Origin of the sequence: Aquimarina algiphila, assembly GCF_007489275.1 — a bacterium.
Taxonomy (GTDB): domain Bacteria; phylum Bacteroidota; class Bacteroidia; order Flavobacteriales; family Flavobacteriaceae; genus Aquimarina; species Aquimarina algiphila.
In genome coordinates this window covers 133,789-152,680 of the sequence record NZ_VLNR01000005.1, presented here as the reverse complement: position 1 = coordinate 152,680, position 18,892 = coordinate 133,789, and the positions used below count along the sequence as shown (strand labels likewise).

The 18,892-nt window shown below is 31.5% G+C and carries 19 protein-coding genes and 1 pseudogene; 17 read left to right on the top strand and 3 right to left on the bottom strand.

Annotated features, from left to right (window positions below; genetic code table 11):
* The 5 genes and pseudogenes from FOF46_RS32465 to FOF46_RS03970 form a co-directional block, all read left to right on the top strand.
* Positions 1-113, top strand: a pseudogene (locus FOF46_RS32465) (IS982 family transposase); the annotation flags it as partial.
* Positions 114-180: 67 nt separating this feature from the next.
* Positions 181-2,556, top strand: coding sequence for a TonB-dependent receptor (locus FOF46_RS03985; protein WP_143915534.1), 2,376 nt, complete (start codon positions 181-183; stop codon positions 2,554-2,556).
* Between the two features lie 12 nt (positions 2,557-2,568).
* Positions 2,569-3,438: a DUF4249 domain-containing protein gene (locus FOF46_RS03980; RefSeq protein ID WP_143915533.1), complete on the top strand. Its 870-nt coding sequence runs from the start codon at positions 2,569-2,571 to the stop codon at positions 3,436-3,438.
* An 11-nt stretch (positions 3,439-3,449) separates the two neighbouring features.
* Entirely contained in the window at positions 3,450-4,490 is a 1,041-nt protein-coding gene (locus FOF46_RS03975) for a sensor histidine kinase (protein ID WP_143915532.1), read from the top strand.
* On the top strand, positions 4,487-5,233 hold the full coding sequence (locus FOF46_RS03970; protein WP_143915531.1) for a LytR/AlgR family response regulator transcription factor: 747 nt from the start codon (positions 4,487-4,489) through the stop codon (positions 5,231-5,233). The genes FOF46_RS03975 and FOF46_RS03970 overlap by 4 nt, the downstream gene beginning before the upstream one ends.
* A 7-nt stretch (positions 5,234-5,240) precedes the next feature.
* On the opposite strand, the gene FOF46_RS03965 is transcribed toward FOF46_RS03970, so the two are convergent.
* Entirely contained in the window at positions 5,241-6,026 is a 786-nt protein-coding gene (locus FOF46_RS03965) for a Kdo domain containing protein (protein WP_143915530.1), read from the bottom strand.
* Positions 6,027-6,036: 10 nt separating this feature from the next.
* Entirely contained in the window at positions 6,037-6,684 is a 648-nt protein-coding gene (locus FOF46_RS03960; protein WP_167571739.1) for a class I SAM-dependent methyltransferase, read from the bottom strand.
* Positions 6,685-6,820: 136 nt separating this feature from the next.
* Here FOF46_RS03960 and FOF46_RS03955 point away from each other — a divergent pair, with 136 nt between their 5' ends.
* From FOF46_RS03955 to FOF46_RS32460, 10 genes are all read left to right on the top strand, one after another.
* Positions 6,821-7,624 carry a glycosyltransferase family 2 protein gene (locus tag FOF46_RS03955; RefSeq protein WP_143915529.1) on the top strand — a complete coding sequence of 268 codons (804 nt, stop codon included), beginning with the start codon at positions 6,821-6,823 and terminating at the stop codon, positions 7,622-7,624.
* Between the two features lie 3 nt (positions 7,625-7,627).
* Positions 7,628-8,560, top strand: coding sequence for a glycosyltransferase family 2 protein (locus tag FOF46_RS03950; protein ID WP_109437086.1), 933 nt, complete (start codon positions 7,628-7,630; stop codon positions 8,558-8,560).
* Positions 8,561-8,569: 9 nt separating this feature from the next.
* Positions 8,570-9,139, top strand: a complete 570-nt coding sequence (locus tag FOF46_RS03945; protein ID WP_109437087.1) for an L-threonylcarbamoyladenylate synthase — start codon at positions 8,570-8,572, stop codon at positions 9,137-9,139.
* An 8-nt stretch (positions 9,140-9,147) separates the two neighbouring features.
* Complete coding sequence (locus FOF46_RS03940; protein ID WP_143915528.1) at positions 9,148-10,572, top strand: CCA tRNA nucleotidyltransferase; 1,425 nt, start codon at positions 9,148-9,150, stop codon at positions 10,570-10,572.
* A gap of 74 nt (positions 10,573-10,646) precedes the next feature.
* Positions 10,647-11,003 (top strand): four helix bundle protein, encoded by a 357-nt coding sequence (locus FOF46_RS03935; protein ID WP_143915527.1) that lies wholly within the window; start codon positions 10,647-10,649, stop codon positions 11,001-11,003.
* A 63-nt stretch (positions 11,004-11,066) separates the two neighbouring features.
* Complete coding sequence (locus FOF46_RS03930) at positions 11,067-12,083, top strand: COX15/CtaA family protein (protein WP_109437089.1); 1,017 nt, start codon at positions 11,067-11,069, stop codon at positions 12,081-12,083.
* 42 nt (positions 12,084-12,125) lie between these two features.
* Positions 12,126-12,632: an IS1096 element passenger TnpR family protein gene (locus FOF46_RS03925; protein ID WP_109437090.1), complete on the top strand. Its 507-nt coding sequence runs from the start codon at positions 12,126-12,128 to the stop codon at positions 12,630-12,632.
* An 86-nt stretch (positions 12,633-12,718) separates the two neighbouring features.
* The gene (locus FOF46_RS03920; protein ID WP_109437091.1) at positions 12,719-13,777 is read left to right on the top strand and encodes a nucleoid-associated protein; all 1,059 of its coding nucleotides are present in this window, start codon (positions 12,719-12,721) and stop codon (positions 13,775-13,777) included.
* Between the two features lie 57 nt (positions 13,778-13,834).
* Positions 13,835-14,608, top strand: a complete 774-nt coding sequence (locus FOF46_RS03915) for a sulfite exporter TauE/SafE family protein (RefSeq protein WP_143915526.1) — start codon at positions 13,835-13,837, stop codon at positions 14,606-14,608.
* 232 nt (positions 14,609-14,840) lie between these two features.
* Positions 14,841-15,701 carry a tail fiber protein gene (locus FOF46_RS32460; protein ID WP_143915525.1) on the top strand — a complete coding sequence of 287 codons (861 nt, stop codon included), beginning with the start codon at positions 14,841-14,843 and terminating at the stop codon, positions 15,699-15,701.
* A 206-nt stretch (positions 15,702-15,907) separates the two neighbouring features.
* Here FOF46_RS32460 and FOF46_RS03905 read toward each other — a convergent pair whose 3' ends face one another.
* Positions 15,908-16,975 carry a hypothetical protein gene (locus FOF46_RS03905; RefSeq protein ID WP_109437094.1) on the bottom strand — a complete coding sequence of 356 codons (1,068 nt, stop codon included), beginning with the start codon at positions 16,973-16,975 and terminating at the stop codon, positions 15,908-15,910.
* A 147-nt stretch (positions 16,976-17,122) separates the two neighbouring features.
* Between FOF46_RS03905 and FOF46_RS03900 the strand changes: the two genes are divergently transcribed.
* Together FOF46_RS03900 and FOF46_RS03895 are read left to right on the top strand one after the other, a co-directional pair.
* Complete coding sequence (locus FOF46_RS03900; protein WP_143915524.1) at positions 17,123-18,025, top strand: ABC transporter ATP-binding protein; 903 nt, start codon at positions 17,123-17,125, stop codon at positions 18,023-18,025.
* Between the two features lie 4 nt (positions 18,026-18,029).
* A complete protein-coding gene (locus FOF46_RS03895) occupies positions 18,030-18,869 on the top strand; it encodes an ABC transporter permease (RefSeq protein ID WP_109437096.1) in 840 nt (279 codons plus the stop codon).
* Positions 18,870-18,892: the final 23 nt, after the last annotated feature.

The window sequence follows — 18,892 nt, the reverse complement described above, 5'->3', positions numbered from 1 at the left end:
AGGGATTTAAAAATAGAATCTTATCAAAGATCACAGCAATGACCATTATTCAATATATCAATAGGTTTGAATTCAACAGAAATATAAACAACCTAAAAATTAATATTAACTAAATGCACAACGGGTTAAAGAACTATGCTGATATAGTTTTGAGCAAAATCGTTCAAAATAAAATCAGATATGAATAAACAACTTATGTACCTTTTTTGTTTTTTTTACCTGGGAAGCTATGCTCAGGAAAAATTTACAATAAGTGGATATGTCAAAAACAATAATTCTGGAGAGAAACTTCCAGGAGTAAACATTATTATTGATAACGCTTATGGAACCACTACTAATGATTATGGATTTTATTCTATAAACCTTGAAAAAGGCAATCATCAGGTCGAAATTAGCTATTTAGGATATAAAACTATTAGAAAAGAAATTTTTATAGACGCCAATAAAAAAATTGATTTCGACCTAGCAGAAGAATTAGCAGAACTTGATGAAATTGTAATCTCTTCTAACAAAGCACGTAAAAAAATACAATCAACAGAAATGAGTGTGGTATCTTTAAAAGGAGAAACCATTAAAAAACTTCCTGCAATATTAGGAGAACCTGATGTATTAAAATCTCTACAGTTATTACCTGGTGTATCTAGTGTCAATGAAGCATCTTCGGGATTTAATGTAAGAGGAGGTTCTGTTGACCAAAATCTAATTCTTCTAGATGATGCTACCATTTATAATGCTTCGCATTTATTTGGTTTTTTTTCTGTCTTTAATTCTAGTGCTATAAAAAATGCCAAATTATATAAAGGAGGAATTCCTTCAATTTATGGAGGTAGACTATCATCTGTATTAGATATTAAACAAAAGGAAGGTAATACCAAAAAATTTGGTGGAGAAGCCGGAATAGGCCTTATTTCTGCAAAGGCTTTAATCGAAGGCCCTATACTTAAAGGAGATAAAGAAGAAGCTTCAGGAAGTTATATGCTCGCTGGCAGAAGGTCTTATATCGACTTGTTTACCTTTCTCACAGATGACTTTAAAGATAGTTCACTCTTCTTCTATGATTTTAACCTTAAAGCTAATTATGATATTAATAAAAACAATCGCTTGTTTTTATCTGGGTATTTTGGCAGGGATAAATTCGAATTAGACGGACTCTTAGGGACTTTATGGGGAAACACTTCAGGATCTTTGCGTTGGACAAGTGTACTTAATGAGAAACTCTTTCTACAAACCTCTGCTATTTTTAGTAACTACGATTATAACCTGGATAACTTAAGAACGGGATCAGAATTTAGATGGAAATCAAGTATTTCTAATTACAATCTAAAACCAAGATTAACCTGGTTTATAAACAATAATAACACTCTTAAAACAGGGCTAGACTTCACTTATTATAACTTTAAACCAGGAAAAATCTCTTCGCTTAATGGCTCTAGTATAAACGCAGAAGAATTCAGTGATAAATTTGGGCTTGAAAATGGAATCTATATTGATTTAAAACAAAACATTTCTGACAAACTAAGCTTACAATACGGAGTAAGATGGTCCAACTTTTCTAGGTTAGGAAAAGGCGATATTCGCGAATATGAAACTGGAACGCCTCTAACTTACAATTCTGCGTTAGATATTTATGAAGAAAATGAAGTATTAGGAATAACGAATTATGGATCAGGAAAACGTATTAAAACCTTCAATAATATAGAGCCAAGAGCTTCTATCAGATACCTTCTAAACGAATCCAACTCTTTAAAAGTCAGCTACAATAGAATGTATCAATATTTACACCTTATTTCCAACACTACATCCCCAACTCCTCTAGACGTTTGGTCTCCTAGTGGCCCTTACTTATCTCCTCAATATGCAGATCAATTAGCATTAGGTTATTTTAAATCTTTTCAAAATGGGAAATACGACCTTAGTCTTGAAACCTATTACAAAAAACTACAAGACGTTACCGATTTTATAGACGGTGCTGATCTTTTATTCACAGAGGAAATAGAGACACAAGTTGCCCAAGGACAAGGAAGAGCTTACGGGCTCGAAGTACAACTTAATAAAAACGAAGGTAAACTCACAGGATGGTTAAGCTATACACTGGCTCGTGCTGAAACCAAAGTACTTGGTATCAATAACAATAACTACTACCCTAGCAATAGTGATCAATTACATGAACTAAACTTAGTTGGATTATACAAACTAAATAAACGATGGGATTTTGGAGCAAATTTTGTCTTCGGTTCCGGAAGGCCAGTTACATATCCTACAGGAAGATATGAACAAAACGGATTAGTTGTAGCGGATTATAACGATAGAAACGGAAATCGCCTACCAGCTTACCATAGGTTAGATATTTCTGCAACATTAAATCCTAAAAAAGGAAAAAATGGAAAATGGGTTTTTAGTCTTGTTAATGTATATAATCGACAAAATGCCGCTTCTATATATTTTAACGAGGTAAACGAAGTAAACGAGGTCGAAATGGCAACTGGGATGACACAAGCCACCAAATTATCATTTTTCGGAATTGTACCTAGTATATCTTATGAATTCAAGTTTTAAAAAATTATAATCATGAAAAATATATCCATAATACTATACGCCTTTTTAATTCTTATCACCTTTACATCTTGTGAAACAGATGTAACTAATGATATCACCTTGGCAGATACCACACCTAAATTAGTAATTGATGGAGGTTTAGAACGAAATACAATAACCCCTGTTACTACACAGCGTATACGACTTACAACAACCGCAAATTTTTTATCTAATACCGATGAACCCTTTGTTGATAATGCACAGGTTATAATCACAGACGGAACAAACTCTTGGGAATTTACCCATAACAATAACGGATACTATGAAAACACAGACATTCTTCCAGAAATTGGGAATACCTACACCATTAATATAGTATGGAATGGAGAAACTTATCAAGGTTCTGATACCCTATCTGAAGCACCAAAATTTGATGATTTTTATTTCGAATTTGAAGAAGAAACTATAGTTAGCGATGAGGGATATTTTGTGAAATTTGACACTACAGATCCTGCTAATGTGGCCAATTATTATTACTATAGACTTTTTAAAAATGGTGAGTTCACTATTGTTCCTGATGCTGGTAATAGTGAAGTATTAGTAGTATCTGATGAATTTTTTGATGGACAGCAACGCATTGGGGTTAACCCTAACGATGAGATTGCTTTTGAAGTTGGAGAATTAGCTACAGCTCAGCAATTATCAATATCAGAATCTTATTTTGACTATCTTAAAGAATTATTTATACAAACAGGAAATTTAGGGAATCCTATAGTTGGCAACCCTCCTCCTGCATCAATACGAGGAAATTTAATAAATTTAGATAATAACACTAATCGTGCTTTAGGCTATTTTTACACTGTGGATATTGAAGAAGATACGATAACTATAACTGAAAACTAAAACCATAAACATTGAAAGCTAACAGAATATACTTCTACCTCTTCATTATTCTTTTGTTTAATACACTTCACTTCATTAGTGAAGTGTATACTAGCAGTCTGGGAGAAGGCATCTCAGAAACGATTATTCTGTTACCGACGACTTTTCTATTTACGGTATTTGTTTTTTGGACTCGAATGCTCATTAAAAAACATATTGCCGATAAAATCATATTTCAAGAAAACAAATCAAAAACCTTAGGCTTTTGGGGTTTAGTTATCATACTCAAAACTGTAGTCTTGACTTTTATGATAATGCCAGTAACCAATTATTTTTTTGATGATGACGATCCCCCGGGAGAGCCTTTCTTCGGATTAACTTTCTGGAGTATTTTAATAGTTAATTTTTCTATTATTACATTTTTATATTTTATTGAAATTTTTCTAGAAATGCAGAAAGAAAAACAAGATATAAAAGTTAAGCTAACACAGTATCAAAGTGAGAAATCAATAGCTCAGTATTTAACTTTAAAGAAACAGTTAAACCCCCATTTTCTTTTCAATAGTTTTAATAGTTTAATGGGATTAATTACTATTGACAGCAAAAAAGCTGAATATTTTTTGCAAGAATTATCTAATATCTACAGATATAATTTAACGCAAAGCGAAGAAGTAGTCGTTCCTCTAAAAAAAGAACTTCAGTTAATTTACTCTTATATGTCTTTGCAAAAAATAAGGTTTGGAGAATATGTTAGCATGGAGGATAACATCGAAGAAAACAAGCTTAATTTCTTAATTCCTCCCATGACTTTAGAATTATTGTTTGAAAATGCTATTAAACATAATATTATAGAAAGTAAAAAGCCTTTAAAAATATCCATCATAAGTGAAGGATCAATAATTAAAGTAACCAACAATTTTCAGCCTAAAAACAACAACTACGAAAAATCTCTAGGGATTGGTCAAAAAAACTTAATTAATCAATATAAAATGTTACATACAGAATCTCCAAGTTTCGAAATACTCAATGGTAACTATATTGCTTATATCCCTTTAATTGAACCTGAATTATGACTAAAGCCATCATTATAGAAGATGAAAGTATTGCAGCAATTAGATTACAAAATCTAATTCATGAAGTAAATGATCAAATTACAATCATAAAAGTACTTTCTTCTGTAAATGAATCTATACATTATTTATCTTCGGAAAACCCCGATTTGATTTTTTTGGACATTAATTTATCTGATGGGTATTCTTTTGAAATTTTTAAAATACTTGAAATTAACATCCCAATTATATTTACTACTGCTTATTCTGAATATGCCATCAAAGCTTTTGAACAAAATAGTATTGATTATTTATTAAAACCTGTAAATAAAGAAGCATTACAACGTAGTATTAGCAAATTTTCATTGCTTAACAAAAAAGAACTTCCAAAATACAAAGATTTATATCTACATAATGGACAAGGTTTTAAAAAAAGGTTTTTGGTAAAAATGAATTCTAGTTTAAAAACTGTTGACATTACTGAAATTGCTTATTTCTATACCCAAGAAAAACTTACTTTTATAGCGCTTTGGAGTGGAAAAAAAATGCCTATCGACTTTTCACTAAAAAAACTAGAATTAGAATTAGACCCCTCTGTTTATTTTAGAATTAACAAAAAATACATTATAAACTTAAAGTCTATTGGCGAAATGTATTATACTTCAAAATCTAGAATAAAAGTATCATTAAATCCATCGCCCAATGAGGATAACATATTCGTTGCTATAGAAAAATTAGGGAAATTTAAAAAATGGCTTTCACTATAATCAATCATTATTTACTCTCTTCTCTGTATTTCTTTTTCCAGAAAAATATTTTCCTTTTCAAAGCTCTTTTTTTGTAAAACTTCTGCTGAAAGGCTTCTGTGAGACCCCACATTTTTTGATAAATCATAGATTCATCTACACCAGTTAACTTGGCATATTCATTAGCCATAATAGCAACCATTTCTTTTTTAGGTGTTAATCGAGAAAAATTGCGAATTCTGGTATCCATATCCAAATCCTTAAATTCCATCCTATTAAGATCTACCAAATAAAAATCATACCCAGTATCTGTTTTCACAATCAAAGTATTGCCCGGCGAATGATCCAAAAATAACACTCCTTTTTCATGAAGATCATAGGTAAACTGGGTAAAAGCTCTTAAAATGTTTTCATGATCTGGATAATCTGGCTGCCTCACCAATTCTCTATAAGTAAGATTGCACTCTAATAACTCACTTACATAATAACTTTTTTTAAATAAAAATGGTGTAGTATATAAATCATAGGCCAAAGGAAATGGAGTTTTTATTTCTAGTGCTAACAAATTATTTGCATAATTATAAGATCGTTCTGCTTTTGATTTTCTAAAAAATCTATATACAATCTGATTTATAAGATTAGGAACTTTAAATGATTTAATCGTATACTTTTCACCTCCAATTTCTACAATCTTAATAACATTACGTTCTGCATCACCTAGTATATCATTGTAAGTTTCAAAGTTCTTAATCGTCTCTTTAACTTTATCTTGAATTCCTATATATTCAGAATGTATAACAAATTTATTTCGCATCCTTTATAAGCTAGTTTTTATAAGTAGCTACTGTAGCATATTGAGGGTATCTTATATCCATATGGGCAAAAAACAAAGGGATATTATATAGATATGGCCTAATAGATTTACTTCCATTAATACCTTCATGTTCCTTTACTTCAAACCCTAATTCTTCATACATTCTTTTAATGCTTTTACCTGTAAAGAAACGAAGATGTGTTTTATCCATTACTCCATGCCCTTCATACTTCCAATCTTTTTTAAACAAAACTTTCAAAAAGGTATTGTAGTACCTTACATTTGGAATGGAACTAATCACTACTCCACCAGGTGTCAATTTATGTTTTACCTTATCCAAAACCATATAAGGATCCACAAGGTGTTCTAATACACCATTAAAGTAAATAACATCAAAATATTTATCTGGTAGCTCATCCAAGTAATCTTCGCACTTCCCAGAAAACACTTTATCCAATCTTTCATTTGCTATTTGGGCTTCATCATCCATATATTCTATTCCCCAGATCTCTGCTCCTGTTTTTTCTTTAAGTGCAATAGCAAAAGCTCCATTACCACATCCTATATCTATTATTTTTTTTGCAGTATCCGGAAGATATTTGATCATTTCATGTCGAATATTATCATAATATCCCTGAGGTTTATTCTCGTAATCCATGGGTTTTGATTTTTGCAAATATATTCAAATAATAAGCACTATTCTACAGATAATATCATATTGAATTATTATAATTATTTTTGATGTCAAATTCTTATGATGAAAATCCGTTACTTTGCAAAATAAATCATTCTAAATGAAGGCATATCCCACATGTTCCTTGGTTACTCCCACCTACAATTGGCCTGAAGCCCTTGAACTATTACTTTTAAGCATAAAAAAGCAAACACATTTACCCAACGAAGTAATTGTTGCCGATGATGGATCTGGAGAAGATACGGCATTACTAATCAAGAAGATGCAGAAAGACTTTCCTGTTCCATTATATCACATCTGGCACGAGGATAATAAAAATCAAAAACCGGCAATTATGAATAAAGCAATTGCCAGTGCTAAATATGATTATATTGTTGAGATTGATGGTGATATTATTATGCATAAAGACTTTGTAAAAGATCATCTTTCATTAGCAGAAAAAGGAGTGTTTTTATATGGAAGTCGTGTTAATATTCAGGAAAATTATTTAAATACCCTTTTTGAAAAAAAACAAACGCATTTTCATTTCTTTTCAAAAGGCATTAAAAAAAGAGGGCGAACATTGCGTATTCCTTTTTTAGCAAAAAGATATAAAAAAGAAGATCAACGATCATCTAAACTAAGAGGGTGTAATATGTCTTTCTGGCGAGAAGATTTTCTTAAAGTAAATGGTTTTAACGAATCACTAACAGGATGGGGAATTGATGATAGTGAGATGATTCAACGTCTGCTTAATATTGGTGTCAAAGGAAAAAGATTAAAATTTAAAGGTATTGTTTTTCATATATATCATCATGAACAGGACAAAAGCCATATTCACCTTAATGAAATTATAGAAAAAGAAACTACTGAAAAAGGAGTTACTTATATAGAAAAGGGTGTAGATCAATATCTAAAAAAATAATGTATGTATGATATTTCAGTTATAATCATTAATTATAATTCTGAGGAATATACGATTAACTGTATCAAATCTCTTATAAAACATACTTCTCCTCAATTATCTTGTCAATATATAATAGTAGACAATGGTTCTGAGAAAGAGAGCTATCAAACATTAAAAAAGTATATTGACACCATTGATATAGATGCTACAATAGAGCTCACTAGAAGTAATATAAATACAGGGTTTGGAAGTGGTAACATGATTGGAGTGCAAAAAGCTACTGGCAAATACTTAGCTTTTATCAATAATGATACTATTCTAGAAAGTGATTGTCTTTCTTCTTTGAAAAATTTTATGGATACAAATACCAATGCTGGCGTTTGTGGACCTCAAGCATTTAATGAGGATAAAAAAATACTCCCCACTATTGATCATTTTGCTTCTTTAGGGAGAGAAATCTTAGGAAGAAAGTTCTTAGAGAAATTAAACTCTAAAAAATACCCAAAAAGAAAAAGGCTATACACAGAACCTCAACAAGGACAATTTGTGGCCGGAAGTTTTATGTTTTTTAGAGCTAATGATTTTAATTTGGTGGGCGGTTTTGATACTAATATTTTTCTGTATTATGAAGAAACAGATATTTGTAAACGTTTATCCAAAATAAATAAATCTGCGTTTCTTGTTCCTGATGCTACTTTTATACATTATCATGGGGCAAGTACTGAAAAATCTGTAAAAATAAAGATAGAACTAAAAATATCATTACTATATGTTATCAAAAAACATTATGGTATGCTATCATTTTATGTACTATTAACATATTTACAGATCAGGTATTTTTTCAGCAGTATCATAAAACCTAAATATTGGCCTCTGTTTTATACACTTTTACTACAGGCTCCATTAACGAGGTCATTAAAACATAAACAACAAATCAAACCTATTGATATTTAATACAAAGTAATGGTTGATCAACAAATAGAATTAGAAAAGACACTTACAACATTAAAAAAAGGGGGAATTATTCTTTATCCAACAGATACTGTCTGGGGTATTGGTTGTGATGCTACTAATGCAGACGCTATAGATAAGATATTTGCGCTAAAAAAACGAATAGAAAGCAAGTCTATGATATGTCTTGTCAGTGATTTTAAAATGCTACAACAATATGTAGAAGAAGTTCCTGAGGTAGCTTATGATATATTAAAATATGCTACAAAAGCAACTACAATAGTTTATGACAGACCATTACGAGTTGCCGAAAATATAATAGCAGATGACAATACCCTAGGAATTCGAGTAGTCAGAGATCCTTTTTGTGGAAAATTAATTCGGAAATTAAAAAGACCCATTGTTTCTACATCAGCTAATATTAGCGGTACATCTACTCCAAAAAACTTTGAAGAAATAGCTTCTGCTATTTTGGAAGGCGTAGACTATGTTGTAAATTTGCCACTACAAAATAAAGGTGCAAAACCTTCTTCAATTATCAAAATAGGAGGCGATAGTACCGTAAAAATTATTAGGAAGTAAATTGATTCATGTCGGAAGCTAAAAATTACAAAGACGCTCTACAACATCCAATTTTTAAAACGATTACCCAGGCATCAGAACATCTAAAATTAGAGAGCTATGTTATAGGGGGATTCGTGAGGGATTACGTTTTACAAAGAGGAACTGCCAAAGATATTGATATTGTCGCTGTGGGTAGTGGTATTAAATTGGCCAAAGAAGTTTCTAATCTTCTTCCCAATAAGCCCAAAGTGCAGGTATTTAAAACCTATGGCACTGCAATGCTAAAATTAGATGATATTGAAGTAGAGTTTGTAGGAGCAAGAAAAGAATCATATACAGAAAATAGCAGAAATCCAATAGTCGAAAACGGTACGCTTGAAGATGACCAAAATAGACGAGATTTTACTATTAATGCTCTCGCCCTTCATTTATCAAATAAAAATTTTGGGGATTTATTAGATCCTTTCCAAGGTTTACAGGATCTACAGGAAAAAATAATTCGTACTCCGCTAGATCCAAACATTACCTACTCTGATGATCCACTACGAATGATGAGAGCAATTCGTTTTGCGACTCAACTTAATTTTAAAATTGAAACCACTTCTTTAAAAGCTATAACATATAATAAGGATCGTATTAAAATCATTACAAAAGAACGAATTGTTGTAGAATTAAATAAGATTCTTCTTAGCGACAAGCCTTCTGTTGGTTTTAAATTACTCGAAAAAACAGGACTTCTATCCTACATCCTTCCAGAATTAATGGCTTTAAAAGGAATTGATGAGATTGAAGGACAACGTCATAAAGACAATTTTTATCATACCCTAGAAGTTGTGGATAATATATCTCAAAACACAAATGATCTCTGGTTACGTTGGGCTGCATTATTACATGATATTGGTAAAGCTCCCACAAAAAAATTCAGCAAAAAAGTGGGATGGACTTTTCATGGACATGAATTTGTGGGATCTAAAATGGTATTTAAGCTATTCAAGCGCCTAAAAATGCCGATGAATGAAAAGATGAAATTCGTTCAGAAGATGGTACTTATGAGCTCTAGACCTATTGTAATCGCATCCGAAGTTACCGATTCTGCAGTACGAAGGCTAATTTTTGATGCTGGAGATTATATCGAAGAATTAATGACGCTTTGCGAAGCAGATATCACCACCAAGAATCCCAAACGATTTAAAAAGTATCATCATAACTTTAAGGTTGTAAGGCAAAAAATGGTAGAGGTAGAAGAACGTGATCAAGTTCGTAATTTCCAACCTCCGGTTACAGGAGAAGAAATTATGAAAACTTTTAATATTAGACCTTCCAGAGAAATTGGAATCATCAAAGAAGCAATCAAAGAAGCGATTTTGGAAGGGGAAATATTAAATGATCATGATGCTGCATATGATTTTATGATAAAAAAAGGAAAAGAGTTAGGATTAAAAAGTAGCTAAGGAACAAAGAATCTAAGTTTCAAAAAAATTATAACATTATAGTTTTTGAGACTTAATCAGATACATAGTGAATCATGAGTACATTCAGAAACTTAATCATTTGGCAAAAGTCAATGGAATTAGTCACTAGAATATATATTGAAACAAAAACATTTCCAAAGGAAGAACTATATGGATTGACTTCTCAAATCAGAAGAGCATCTGTATCAATCCCAAGTAATATTGCTGAAGGATATGGACGAATGGGCAAAAATGATTACTTAAGATTCTTAAACATTGCAATAAGTTCACTTTTCGAGTTACAGACTCAATTAGAAATAGGCAAAAATCTTTCTTTTTTACAAGAAAACAACTTCAATATTTTATTTGAAGATACAAGAGAAATTGAGCGTATGCTAGTTAGTTATATCAAAAAAATTAAAGATTCTTAATAAAATTATACCATCTTAGATTCTAAGATTCTTAATATCTCAGAGTCTTTTTATAACAAAAAAATGAAAAAAGACAATAATAAAGTAATATACTGGCTACTCACAGGATGTTTATTAATTTTTATTATGGTAGTTGTAGGAGGTATTACAAGGCTTACACATTCAGGATTATCTATCTCTAATTATAAATTAATTTCGGGTACAATTCCTCCAATGAATGAAACAGAGTGGAATGAAGCTTTTGATCTTTATAAACAATACCCTGAATACCAAAAAATAAACAACCAATTTACTCTTGAAGATTTTAAAGATATCTACTTTTGGGAATGGATACATCGAGTTATTGGAAGATTTATTGGCGTTGTATTTATTATTCCTTTTATATATTTCTTAATCACTAAACAACTTACAAAATCCACAATTAGAAAATCTATAATTCTTATGCTATTGGGAGGTTTTCAAGGCTTTCTTGGTTGGTTTATGGTAAAAAGTGGATTGGTTGACAGACCTGATGTAAGTCATTACAGACTCGCTATGCACCTCACCTCTGCATTTATAACTTTCGCATATACACTTTGGGTTGCTCTAGATCTTATATATCCAGTGAAAAAAAATATAAATATTAAATTTAGAAACCTTCTGAGATGGACTTTAGGAATATTACTTATTCAAATTATTTATGGTGCATTTGTAGCTGGTCTTGATGCCGGTTTTTTACATAATCATTGGCCTTTAATGAATGATGGTGCACTAATTCATGAATCAGTATATATAGAGCAATCTCCAACAATAATGAATTTTATCCAAGGAAAAAGTGGAGTACAGTTCATACATCGCTATTTAGCTTATATTGTTGTAGGGTTCATTGTACTAGTCTGGTATAAAGGTAAGCATGTAGAAAAAAATAAAATCCAGACTAATTCATTGCATATAATTCTAATTATAGTTGGTATTCAATTTTTGTTGGGTATTTTCACTTTAGTATATAGGGTCCCAATCACATTAGGAGTGTTACATCAAGTTGTTGCATTTTTCTTACTTGGGGCAATGACTTTTTCATTACACCGTTTTAGTAAATAACAATGCTTTTATAGTATCTTTGTTTTTCCAAATTAATTAAGAATGATTTATCGTTTTAGAGTTATCCTGGATACAGAAGAAGATGTATTTAGAGATATCGAAATAGAACAAGAAGCTACTCTAGAGCAGTTTCACAATGTAATTACACAATCTTTTGGTTTTGACGGAACCGAAATGGCATCCTTTTATATTAGTGATGATCAATGGAATCAAGGTGAAGAAATATCATTATTTGATATGAGCGATGGCAATCAGCCCGTTCGTTTAATGAATGAAACTACTCTTATTGACGTTGCTCATGAAGCTTCTCCCAAACTAATTTATATCTATGATTTTTTGAGTATGTGGACATTTTTGGTAGAACTGGCAGAAATTGCAGAATATGAAAACGGAAGAGAATATCCAAATATAATGTTTGTACATGGTCAATTACCTGATAATGCTCCTGAAAAGGAGTTCAAAGCAGATGATTTAAATGGTGAAGAAAATGAAAGTTTTATGGACCTCGACGAATATGATGATCTTGGCTTTGATGAAAACTGGAACTAATTCTGGTTTTTATCAAACCGATTAAAGCTTCGAATTAATATTACTCAACAACTTTGCTACTTTGTAGCTATGAAACTTAAAAAACTATGATCAACTTATATAGCACTCAAATTGAATCTCTTTCTGTTCATAAAATCGGAAATAAAAACAAAGGTGAAAATATATTTCTTTCGGAATCACCTTACATGGTTAATGATGAGCTAACAGCAATTCTAAAAGAGTATTTTTTTAAACCTTTTAGAGAAAAAGAAGAAAACTATTTTCAATTTGCTAATGAAGTAGATGTAGAATTTAACCCTTTATTCAAGATTGTAACCGAGATTTTTGAAAACCCTTCTTCTGTTCATGAAAGGTCAAAAAGAATTGCTTCTCTATTATATGAACAATCCAACCATCCACATATCAAAAGTGGAGAGGTCTATGTAACCTATTTAGACAATGTAGCTATAGATAATGAAAAAGTTGATGCTATTGGAATCTTTAAATCTGAATTAAAACATGACTTCCTTCAGTTTGAAGAAGGAGAAACCAATATAGAATTATTGATTCAACAAGGAGTAAACTTAAATAAATTAGACAAAGGGTGTTTGATTTTCAATCACAAAAAAGAAGAAGGATATAAAATTTTATCTGTAGATTCTAATCGCTATGACACAAAATATTGGTTAGAAAATTTCTTAGGTGTAGAAGCTTTTGCCGATGAAAATTTCTATACAAAGAAGTATATGAAATTCTGCCAGGACTTTGCCAAAGATGTAGTACTTCCTGCCGAAGATAAAAAAGAAGAGGTAATGTTTATGAATCGCGCAGTGAACCATTTTGCCAAAAACGATGAGTTTGAAGAATCAGCTTTCTTAAATGAAGTAATCGATAACCCAGACCTTATTCCAGAGTTTAAGCACTACAAAACCGAAAAAGCTCCTAAATATCAAATCGAGGATCTCACTTCTTTTCCTATAGCTAACAATGCCGTAACCGCTGCGCGTAAGAAGATGAAAAATGTAATCAACCTGGATACTAATGTCCAAATCAAAATGGACTTTATAAATCCTGAATCTGCTGAGAAGTTTGTAGAAAAAGGATGGGATGAAGAAAAACAAATGTATTACTATTTGGTATATTTTAACAAAGAGCAAAAGACTTAAAACCTGAAGCCGAAAAATAAAAGGTGAAAGTCTAAGGTAAAAGCATTTAAATAAACCATGGACTACATTATAGTAAGTATTGTAGCATTATTAGGATCGGGGTTAACATTTTTCTCTGGTTTTGGTTTAGGCACATTATTGATGCCTGTTTTTGCTTTATTCTTTCCTATTGATATTGCAATTGCACTTACCGCAATAGTACATTTACTCAATAACCTATTTAAACTTACACTGGTAGGTAAAAAAGCTAATATTAAAACAGTATTGCGTTTTGGGCTACCTGCAATTTTATTTGCTTTTTTAGGTGCATATACACTTGGTAAACTCACGAATCTAGAACCAGTATTCACTTATCAGTTTTTTGACAAATCGTATCAAATCACGGTTATCAAAATATGTATTTCGGTATTACTGATCTTTTTTTCTCTATTTGACTTAATTCCAAAACTAAAAAGATTAGAGTTTGATACTAAATATTTACCTTTTGGAGGTGCGTTAAGTGGTTTTTTTGGCGGTATGTCTGGTCATCAGGGAGCTTTGCGTACTGCATTTTTAATACGAGCTCAACTAAGTAAGGAAGCTTTTATTGCGACAGGAGTTGTTATTGCTTGTTTTATCGATGTTTCAAGAATTGCAGTATACGCAAAAGATATTTTGGAGTTAGGCAATCAGCTTAATTACACAATGCTTGGTCTCGCGACAGCAATGGCTTTTATTGGAGCTTATATAGGAAACAAATTCCTTAAAAAAATTACTATCAATACGATACAAATAGTCGTGGGAGTCTTACTCATTGTTTTTGCATTGCTTTTGGGAATTGGGGTTTTATAAGTTGGATGACCGATGCCAGATGTTAGAAGTTTGAGTTATGATATTGCTCTTTGCTTATATTAGGATGACCAATTTTTCCGTTTTTATATTTTCTTTAGACCTCCGTCTTCTGACTTCTAACTCAGATTCCTAAAAACATCAGCGTTTAGTGGTAAAGAAAAACATATTTATATATCTTAGACATCGAATTCCTACCCTACATTAAAATCATTATTTATTTAATTTTTAATTTATGAAGAAAATAATTTTTCTATCGGTGTCATGTGTTTTGATATCATTGAACAGTGTAGCACAAAACACTTTTCCTGCAACTGGTAATGTAGGTATAGGGACAACAAGTCCTTCCTATTTATTAGATGTTTCAAGTTCTCTAAATGATTATCTACAATTTAGAGTAAAATCACCAGGCTCTCCATTAATAAAGCTTTCAGGAGCATACAATGGCGGTAATGGTGCGGAATTTTGGCAAAATGAGGGGGGAGATTTACGACTCAACATTAATAGCACTACAAATGGCTTATTAATCAAAGAAAATGGTAGTGTAGGCTTAGGTGGAGCAATAACAATTAATCCAAATACCCCAGATAAAAATTATTTACTATTTAAAAACAATGGTACTAGCCTTGGTATTATTGGCTCCGATGGTAGTATTTCTGCTAATAACCCCAACAATTTTGGAATGTACGTCTATGGAAATAATGATTTAGAATTCTGGACTAATTCTGGTAAAAGATTAGTTATTAAAGGAAATGGTAACGTAGGAATAGGTACAACGACACCAGACTCCAAACTGGCTGTAAATGGTAAAATACATGCAAAAGAAGTAAAAGTAGATTTAACTGGCTGGCCAGATTATGTTTTTGAAAATGATTATGAGCTATTATCATTACAGGAAGTAGAGTATCATATTGCAACGAAAGGACATTTACCAAATATTCCTTCTGCTGTAGAAGTAGAAAAAGAAGGGATACAACTAGGAGAAATGAATGCAAAACTTCTTCAAAAAATTGAAGAGCTTACGCTATATATGATTGCTCAAAATAAAAAAATAGAGAAACTTCAGCAAGAAGTTGAGGGACTTAAGAAAAGGTAAAAAAGAGTCCGGAGCTTGGAGTCGGATGTCCGAAGTAATTATTGGACATCCCATTCCTAACATTTGCCTTTTAACTTATGAACTCAGACATCCTATTTCAACCTTTTTTGCGCTTCTAATTTTCAGTTTTCCACTTTTCACTATAAGCATACAGCTTCTAGCTTCCGACCCCCGGTCATCCAATCTAAAGCTTCTGGCTTCGGACTTCAGCCTTCCAACAATCTATTCATATTTACATTTTCATAATTACGTCGTACAAAATCCATTGCAGTTTTTAGTACTTCTCCCATAGAACGACTACGACGAAATTTTAAGTCAAGGGTAAAATTATATAAATGCTCCCTTAATTCTTTCAAATTTTCTTGTGTAGAAATCGTGTCTTCACACATACAATCAACCAACGTTTCATATCTTGATCTGGATGTTAATATTCGTTTGGCAAGAATAGAACGTTCTTCTTTTTTATATTGTTCGATAGAACTGGGTTGTAATTTATTCATCACAATATCCACCATATCAAAATTTTCTTTAAAAAATTGTGGTTGATATACCTTTAATTTACCCTCAAAACATTGTTGATCAAAATCGATGGCACGTATTTTATATTCAACATGATCAAAATCATGAATCGGTATGATCACATAGTTATAAGAGCGCATATCACCCAACAACCGCATCTGACATCGTTCATTAAATTTCACAAATTCTTTGGCTATCTGTGACTTGGCCTGATCGCTTAGATCTGGCAAGAAATCCTTAATAAATACATCTCCGGGAATCCCTGCAATATGTTCTTCTATCAGCGTATTTTTATATACTAAAAAGTTAATACGGTTTGGAGAAAACATATGTTCTAATTCTAATCCATAAATACGCGAAGCATCCGCTTTTTTTACATAAACATAGGTATAATTATCATTCAGGATATTTCTAACTTTAATTCTAAAAGGCTTTGAATTTCCAAACGTACAATAATCTATAGCATCAATATTTAAAAATTCAATAGCATCTTCATTACCATCAGAATGTAAGATTGTATATACTTTTTTAAGACTTGACTCTATCTCTACTCTCTCGTGCTCTTCATAATATACTCTCACCCACAGCGTATCTTCATCATTACTATCGTAAACTACTATTGATCCCGAAAACCTCAACAAATCATCATAAAACACAGGAATCTTGATTTTTCGATTACATTCACGCAGGTAAGCATCTAATTGATCATTTATAGGGTACGTCGGTTTTTTCTTCGACATTAATTTTTCTTCCATAACAGACTTTCTCTAAGAGAAGCAATTTACAAATTTCAAATCCAAATTCTAAAAACTAAGAATAATCCACTAATAACTATCAACTATCTTGTAACAAATCTCTATACTTGTCGTCTTGTTTTATATAACCGCCAAAAACAATTACAATTGGAAAATATACTGACCATAAATAACCTTACTAAAAAGTTTGGGCCAATTACAGCCGTCAAAGACCTCTCTTTTACTATAAAAAAGGGAAATGTGTATGGGATTCTAGGACCAAATGGAAGTGGTAAATCCACTACTTTGGGAATTGTTCTTAATGTTGTTAATAGTACTTCTGGTGGGTTTACCTGGTTTGATGGAAACACATCTACGCATGATGCATTAAAAAAAGTTGGAGCAATTATAGAACGTCCCAACTTTTATCCATACATGACCGCTGCGCAAAACTTAAAACTAGTATGCCAAATCAAAGGTGTTTCTGCAACAAAAATTGAGGAAAAACTTGAAGTTGTGGGATTACTAGATCGTAAAGACAGTAAATTCAGAACATTTTCTCTGGGGATGAAGCAACGTCTGGCTATTGCTTCTGCATTGTTAAATGATCCGGAAATTTTAATTTTGGACGAACCTACAAACGGACTCGATCCTCAAGGAATACACCAAATTCGAGAAATCATAAAAAAAATTGCATCTCAGGGAACTACTATTCTTTTGGCATCTCATTTACTGGATGAAGTAGAAAAAGTATGTAGTCATGTAGTTATTATAAGAAAAGGGATAAAATTATATTCTGGACCAGTAGATGAAATGAACGCAAGTTATGGGTTCTTTGAGCTTAAAAGCGAACAAAAATCAGCTTTGGTAGCCTGGTTATCAAAACATAAAGATTTTAAAAACTTTAAAGAAGAGGATGATAATAAAATTATTGCGTTTTTAGCACATGAGTTAGATGCAGAAAGTCTTAACAGGCAATTATTTAAAGAAGGGATAGTTCTTACGCACCTGGTAAAACGAAAAGAAAGCCTCGAAGAACAATTCTTACAATTAACCAACAATTTAAACTAAAGCCATGTTACGACTACTCAATATAGAATTTCAAAAATTAAGGTATAATAAAGCTGCCAAAGTATTAACGATTACATACTTTGTGCTCATTACAGCCATTGCATTGATTGCTTCTTATGAATTTAGCTTTGGAGGAGTAAACTTCCGTTTGGCAGATCAAGGAATCTTTAACTTTCCATATATCTGGCATTTTAATGCCTATATCGCAGCATGGTTAAAACTCTTTCTGGCGATTGTTATCGTGTCTATTATGGCAAATGAATATACCAATCGAACACTAAAACAAAATTTGATCGATGGATTAAGTAAAAAAGAATTTTTAGCATCAAAGTTTCTTACCGTTGTAGTATTTTCTCTTATTTCGACCGTATTTTTATTCATAGTATCATTAATTCTTGGATTGATCTTTTCTGATTACAATGAGTTTTCAATTGTCTTTTCGGGGATAGAATTCATTTTTGCTTACTTCTTAAAATTGGTAGGCTTCTTTTCATTTTGTATGTTCCTTGGTATTTTAATCAAAAGATCTGCCTTTGCCTTAGGGTTTTTAATATTCTGGCAAATTATAGAAGGGTTAGTCCGATTACTCTCTAGTCTATTTAAATGGAAATTTGATTCGGATATCATTGATAAAATAATACCTTTTCTTCCTTTAGAAAGCATGAGTAACCTGGTTAATGAACCTTTTACCAGATTAAATTTTGTACAGTCTGCAGCAAATCAGTTAGGAGAAAATTTTAAAAGTGATTATGCTGTACATTGGTATGAGATCTTAATTGTATTGGTTTGGACAGCAATTTTCATCAATCTTTCCTACAGATTACTTAAAAAGAGAGATTTATAATATATTTGAGTTTTAGAGCTCAA

Excerpts from the sequence above, each read along its gene's own strand:
- FOF46_RS03930 (WP_109437089.1), top strand. The coding sequence starts at position 11,067 with ATGAAAAAAGACAATAATAAAGTAATATACTGGCTACTCACAGGATGT.
- FOF46_RS03920 (WP_109437091.1), top strand. The coding sequence starts at position 12,719 with ATGATCAACTTATATAGCACTCAAATTGAATCTCTTTCTGTTCATAAA.
- FOF46_RS32460 (WP_143915525.1), top strand. The coding sequence starts at position 14,841 with ATGAAGAAAATAATTTTTCTATCGGTGTCATGTGTTTTGATATCATTG.
- FOF46_RS03980 (WP_143915533.1), top strand. The coding sequence starts at position 2,569 with ATGAAAAATATATCCATAATACTATACGCCTTTTTAATTCTTATCACC.
- FOF46_RS03965 (WP_143915530.1), bottom strand. The coding sequence starts at position 6,026 with ATGCGAAATAAATTTGTTATACATTCTGAATATATAGGAATTCAAGAT.
- FOF46_RS03935 (WP_143915527.1), top strand. The coding sequence starts at position 10,647 with ATGAGTACATTCAGAAACTTAATCATTTGGCAAAAGTCAATGGAATTA.
- FOF46_RS03905 (WP_109437094.1), bottom strand. The coding sequence starts at position 16,975 with ATGGAAGAAAAATTAATGTCGAAGAAAAAACCGACGTACCCTATAAAT.
- FOF46_RS03940 (WP_143915528.1), top strand. The coding sequence starts at position 9,148 with ATGTCGGAAGCTAAAAATTACAAAGACGCTCTACAACATCCAATTTTT.
- FOF46_RS03960 (WP_167571739.1), bottom strand. The coding sequence starts at position 6,684 with ATGGATTACGAGAATAAACCTCAGGGATATTATGATAATATTCGACAT.
- FOF46_RS03895 (WP_109437096.1), top strand. The coding sequence starts at position 18,030 with ATGTTACGACTACTCAATATAGAATTTCAAAAATTAAGGTATAATAAA.
- FOF46_RS03915 (WP_143915526.1), top strand. The coding sequence starts at position 13,835 with ATGGACTACATTATAGTAAGTATTGTAGCATTATTAGGATCGGGGTTA.
- FOF46_RS03955 (WP_143915529.1), top strand. The coding sequence starts at position 6,821 with ATGAAGGCATATCCCACATGTTCCTTGGTTACTCCCACCTACAATTGG.
- FOF46_RS03950 (WP_109437086.1), top strand. The coding sequence starts at position 7,628 with ATGTATGATATTTCAGTTATAATCATTAATTATAATTCTGAGGAATAT.
- FOF46_RS03985 (WP_143915534.1), top strand. The coding sequence starts at position 181 with ATGAATAAACAACTTATGTACCTTTTTTGTTTTTTTTACCTGGGAAGC.
- FOF46_RS03970 (WP_143915531.1), top strand. The coding sequence starts at position 4,487 with ATGACTAAAGCCATCATTATAGAAGATGAAAGTATTGCAGCAATTAGA.
- FOF46_RS03945 (WP_109437087.1), top strand. The coding sequence starts at position 8,570 with ATGGTTGATCAACAAATAGAATTAGAAAAGACACTTACAACATTAAAA.
- FOF46_RS03925 (WP_109437090.1), top strand. The coding sequence starts at position 12,126 with ATGATTTATCGTTTTAGAGTTATCCTGGATACAGAAGAAGATGTATTT.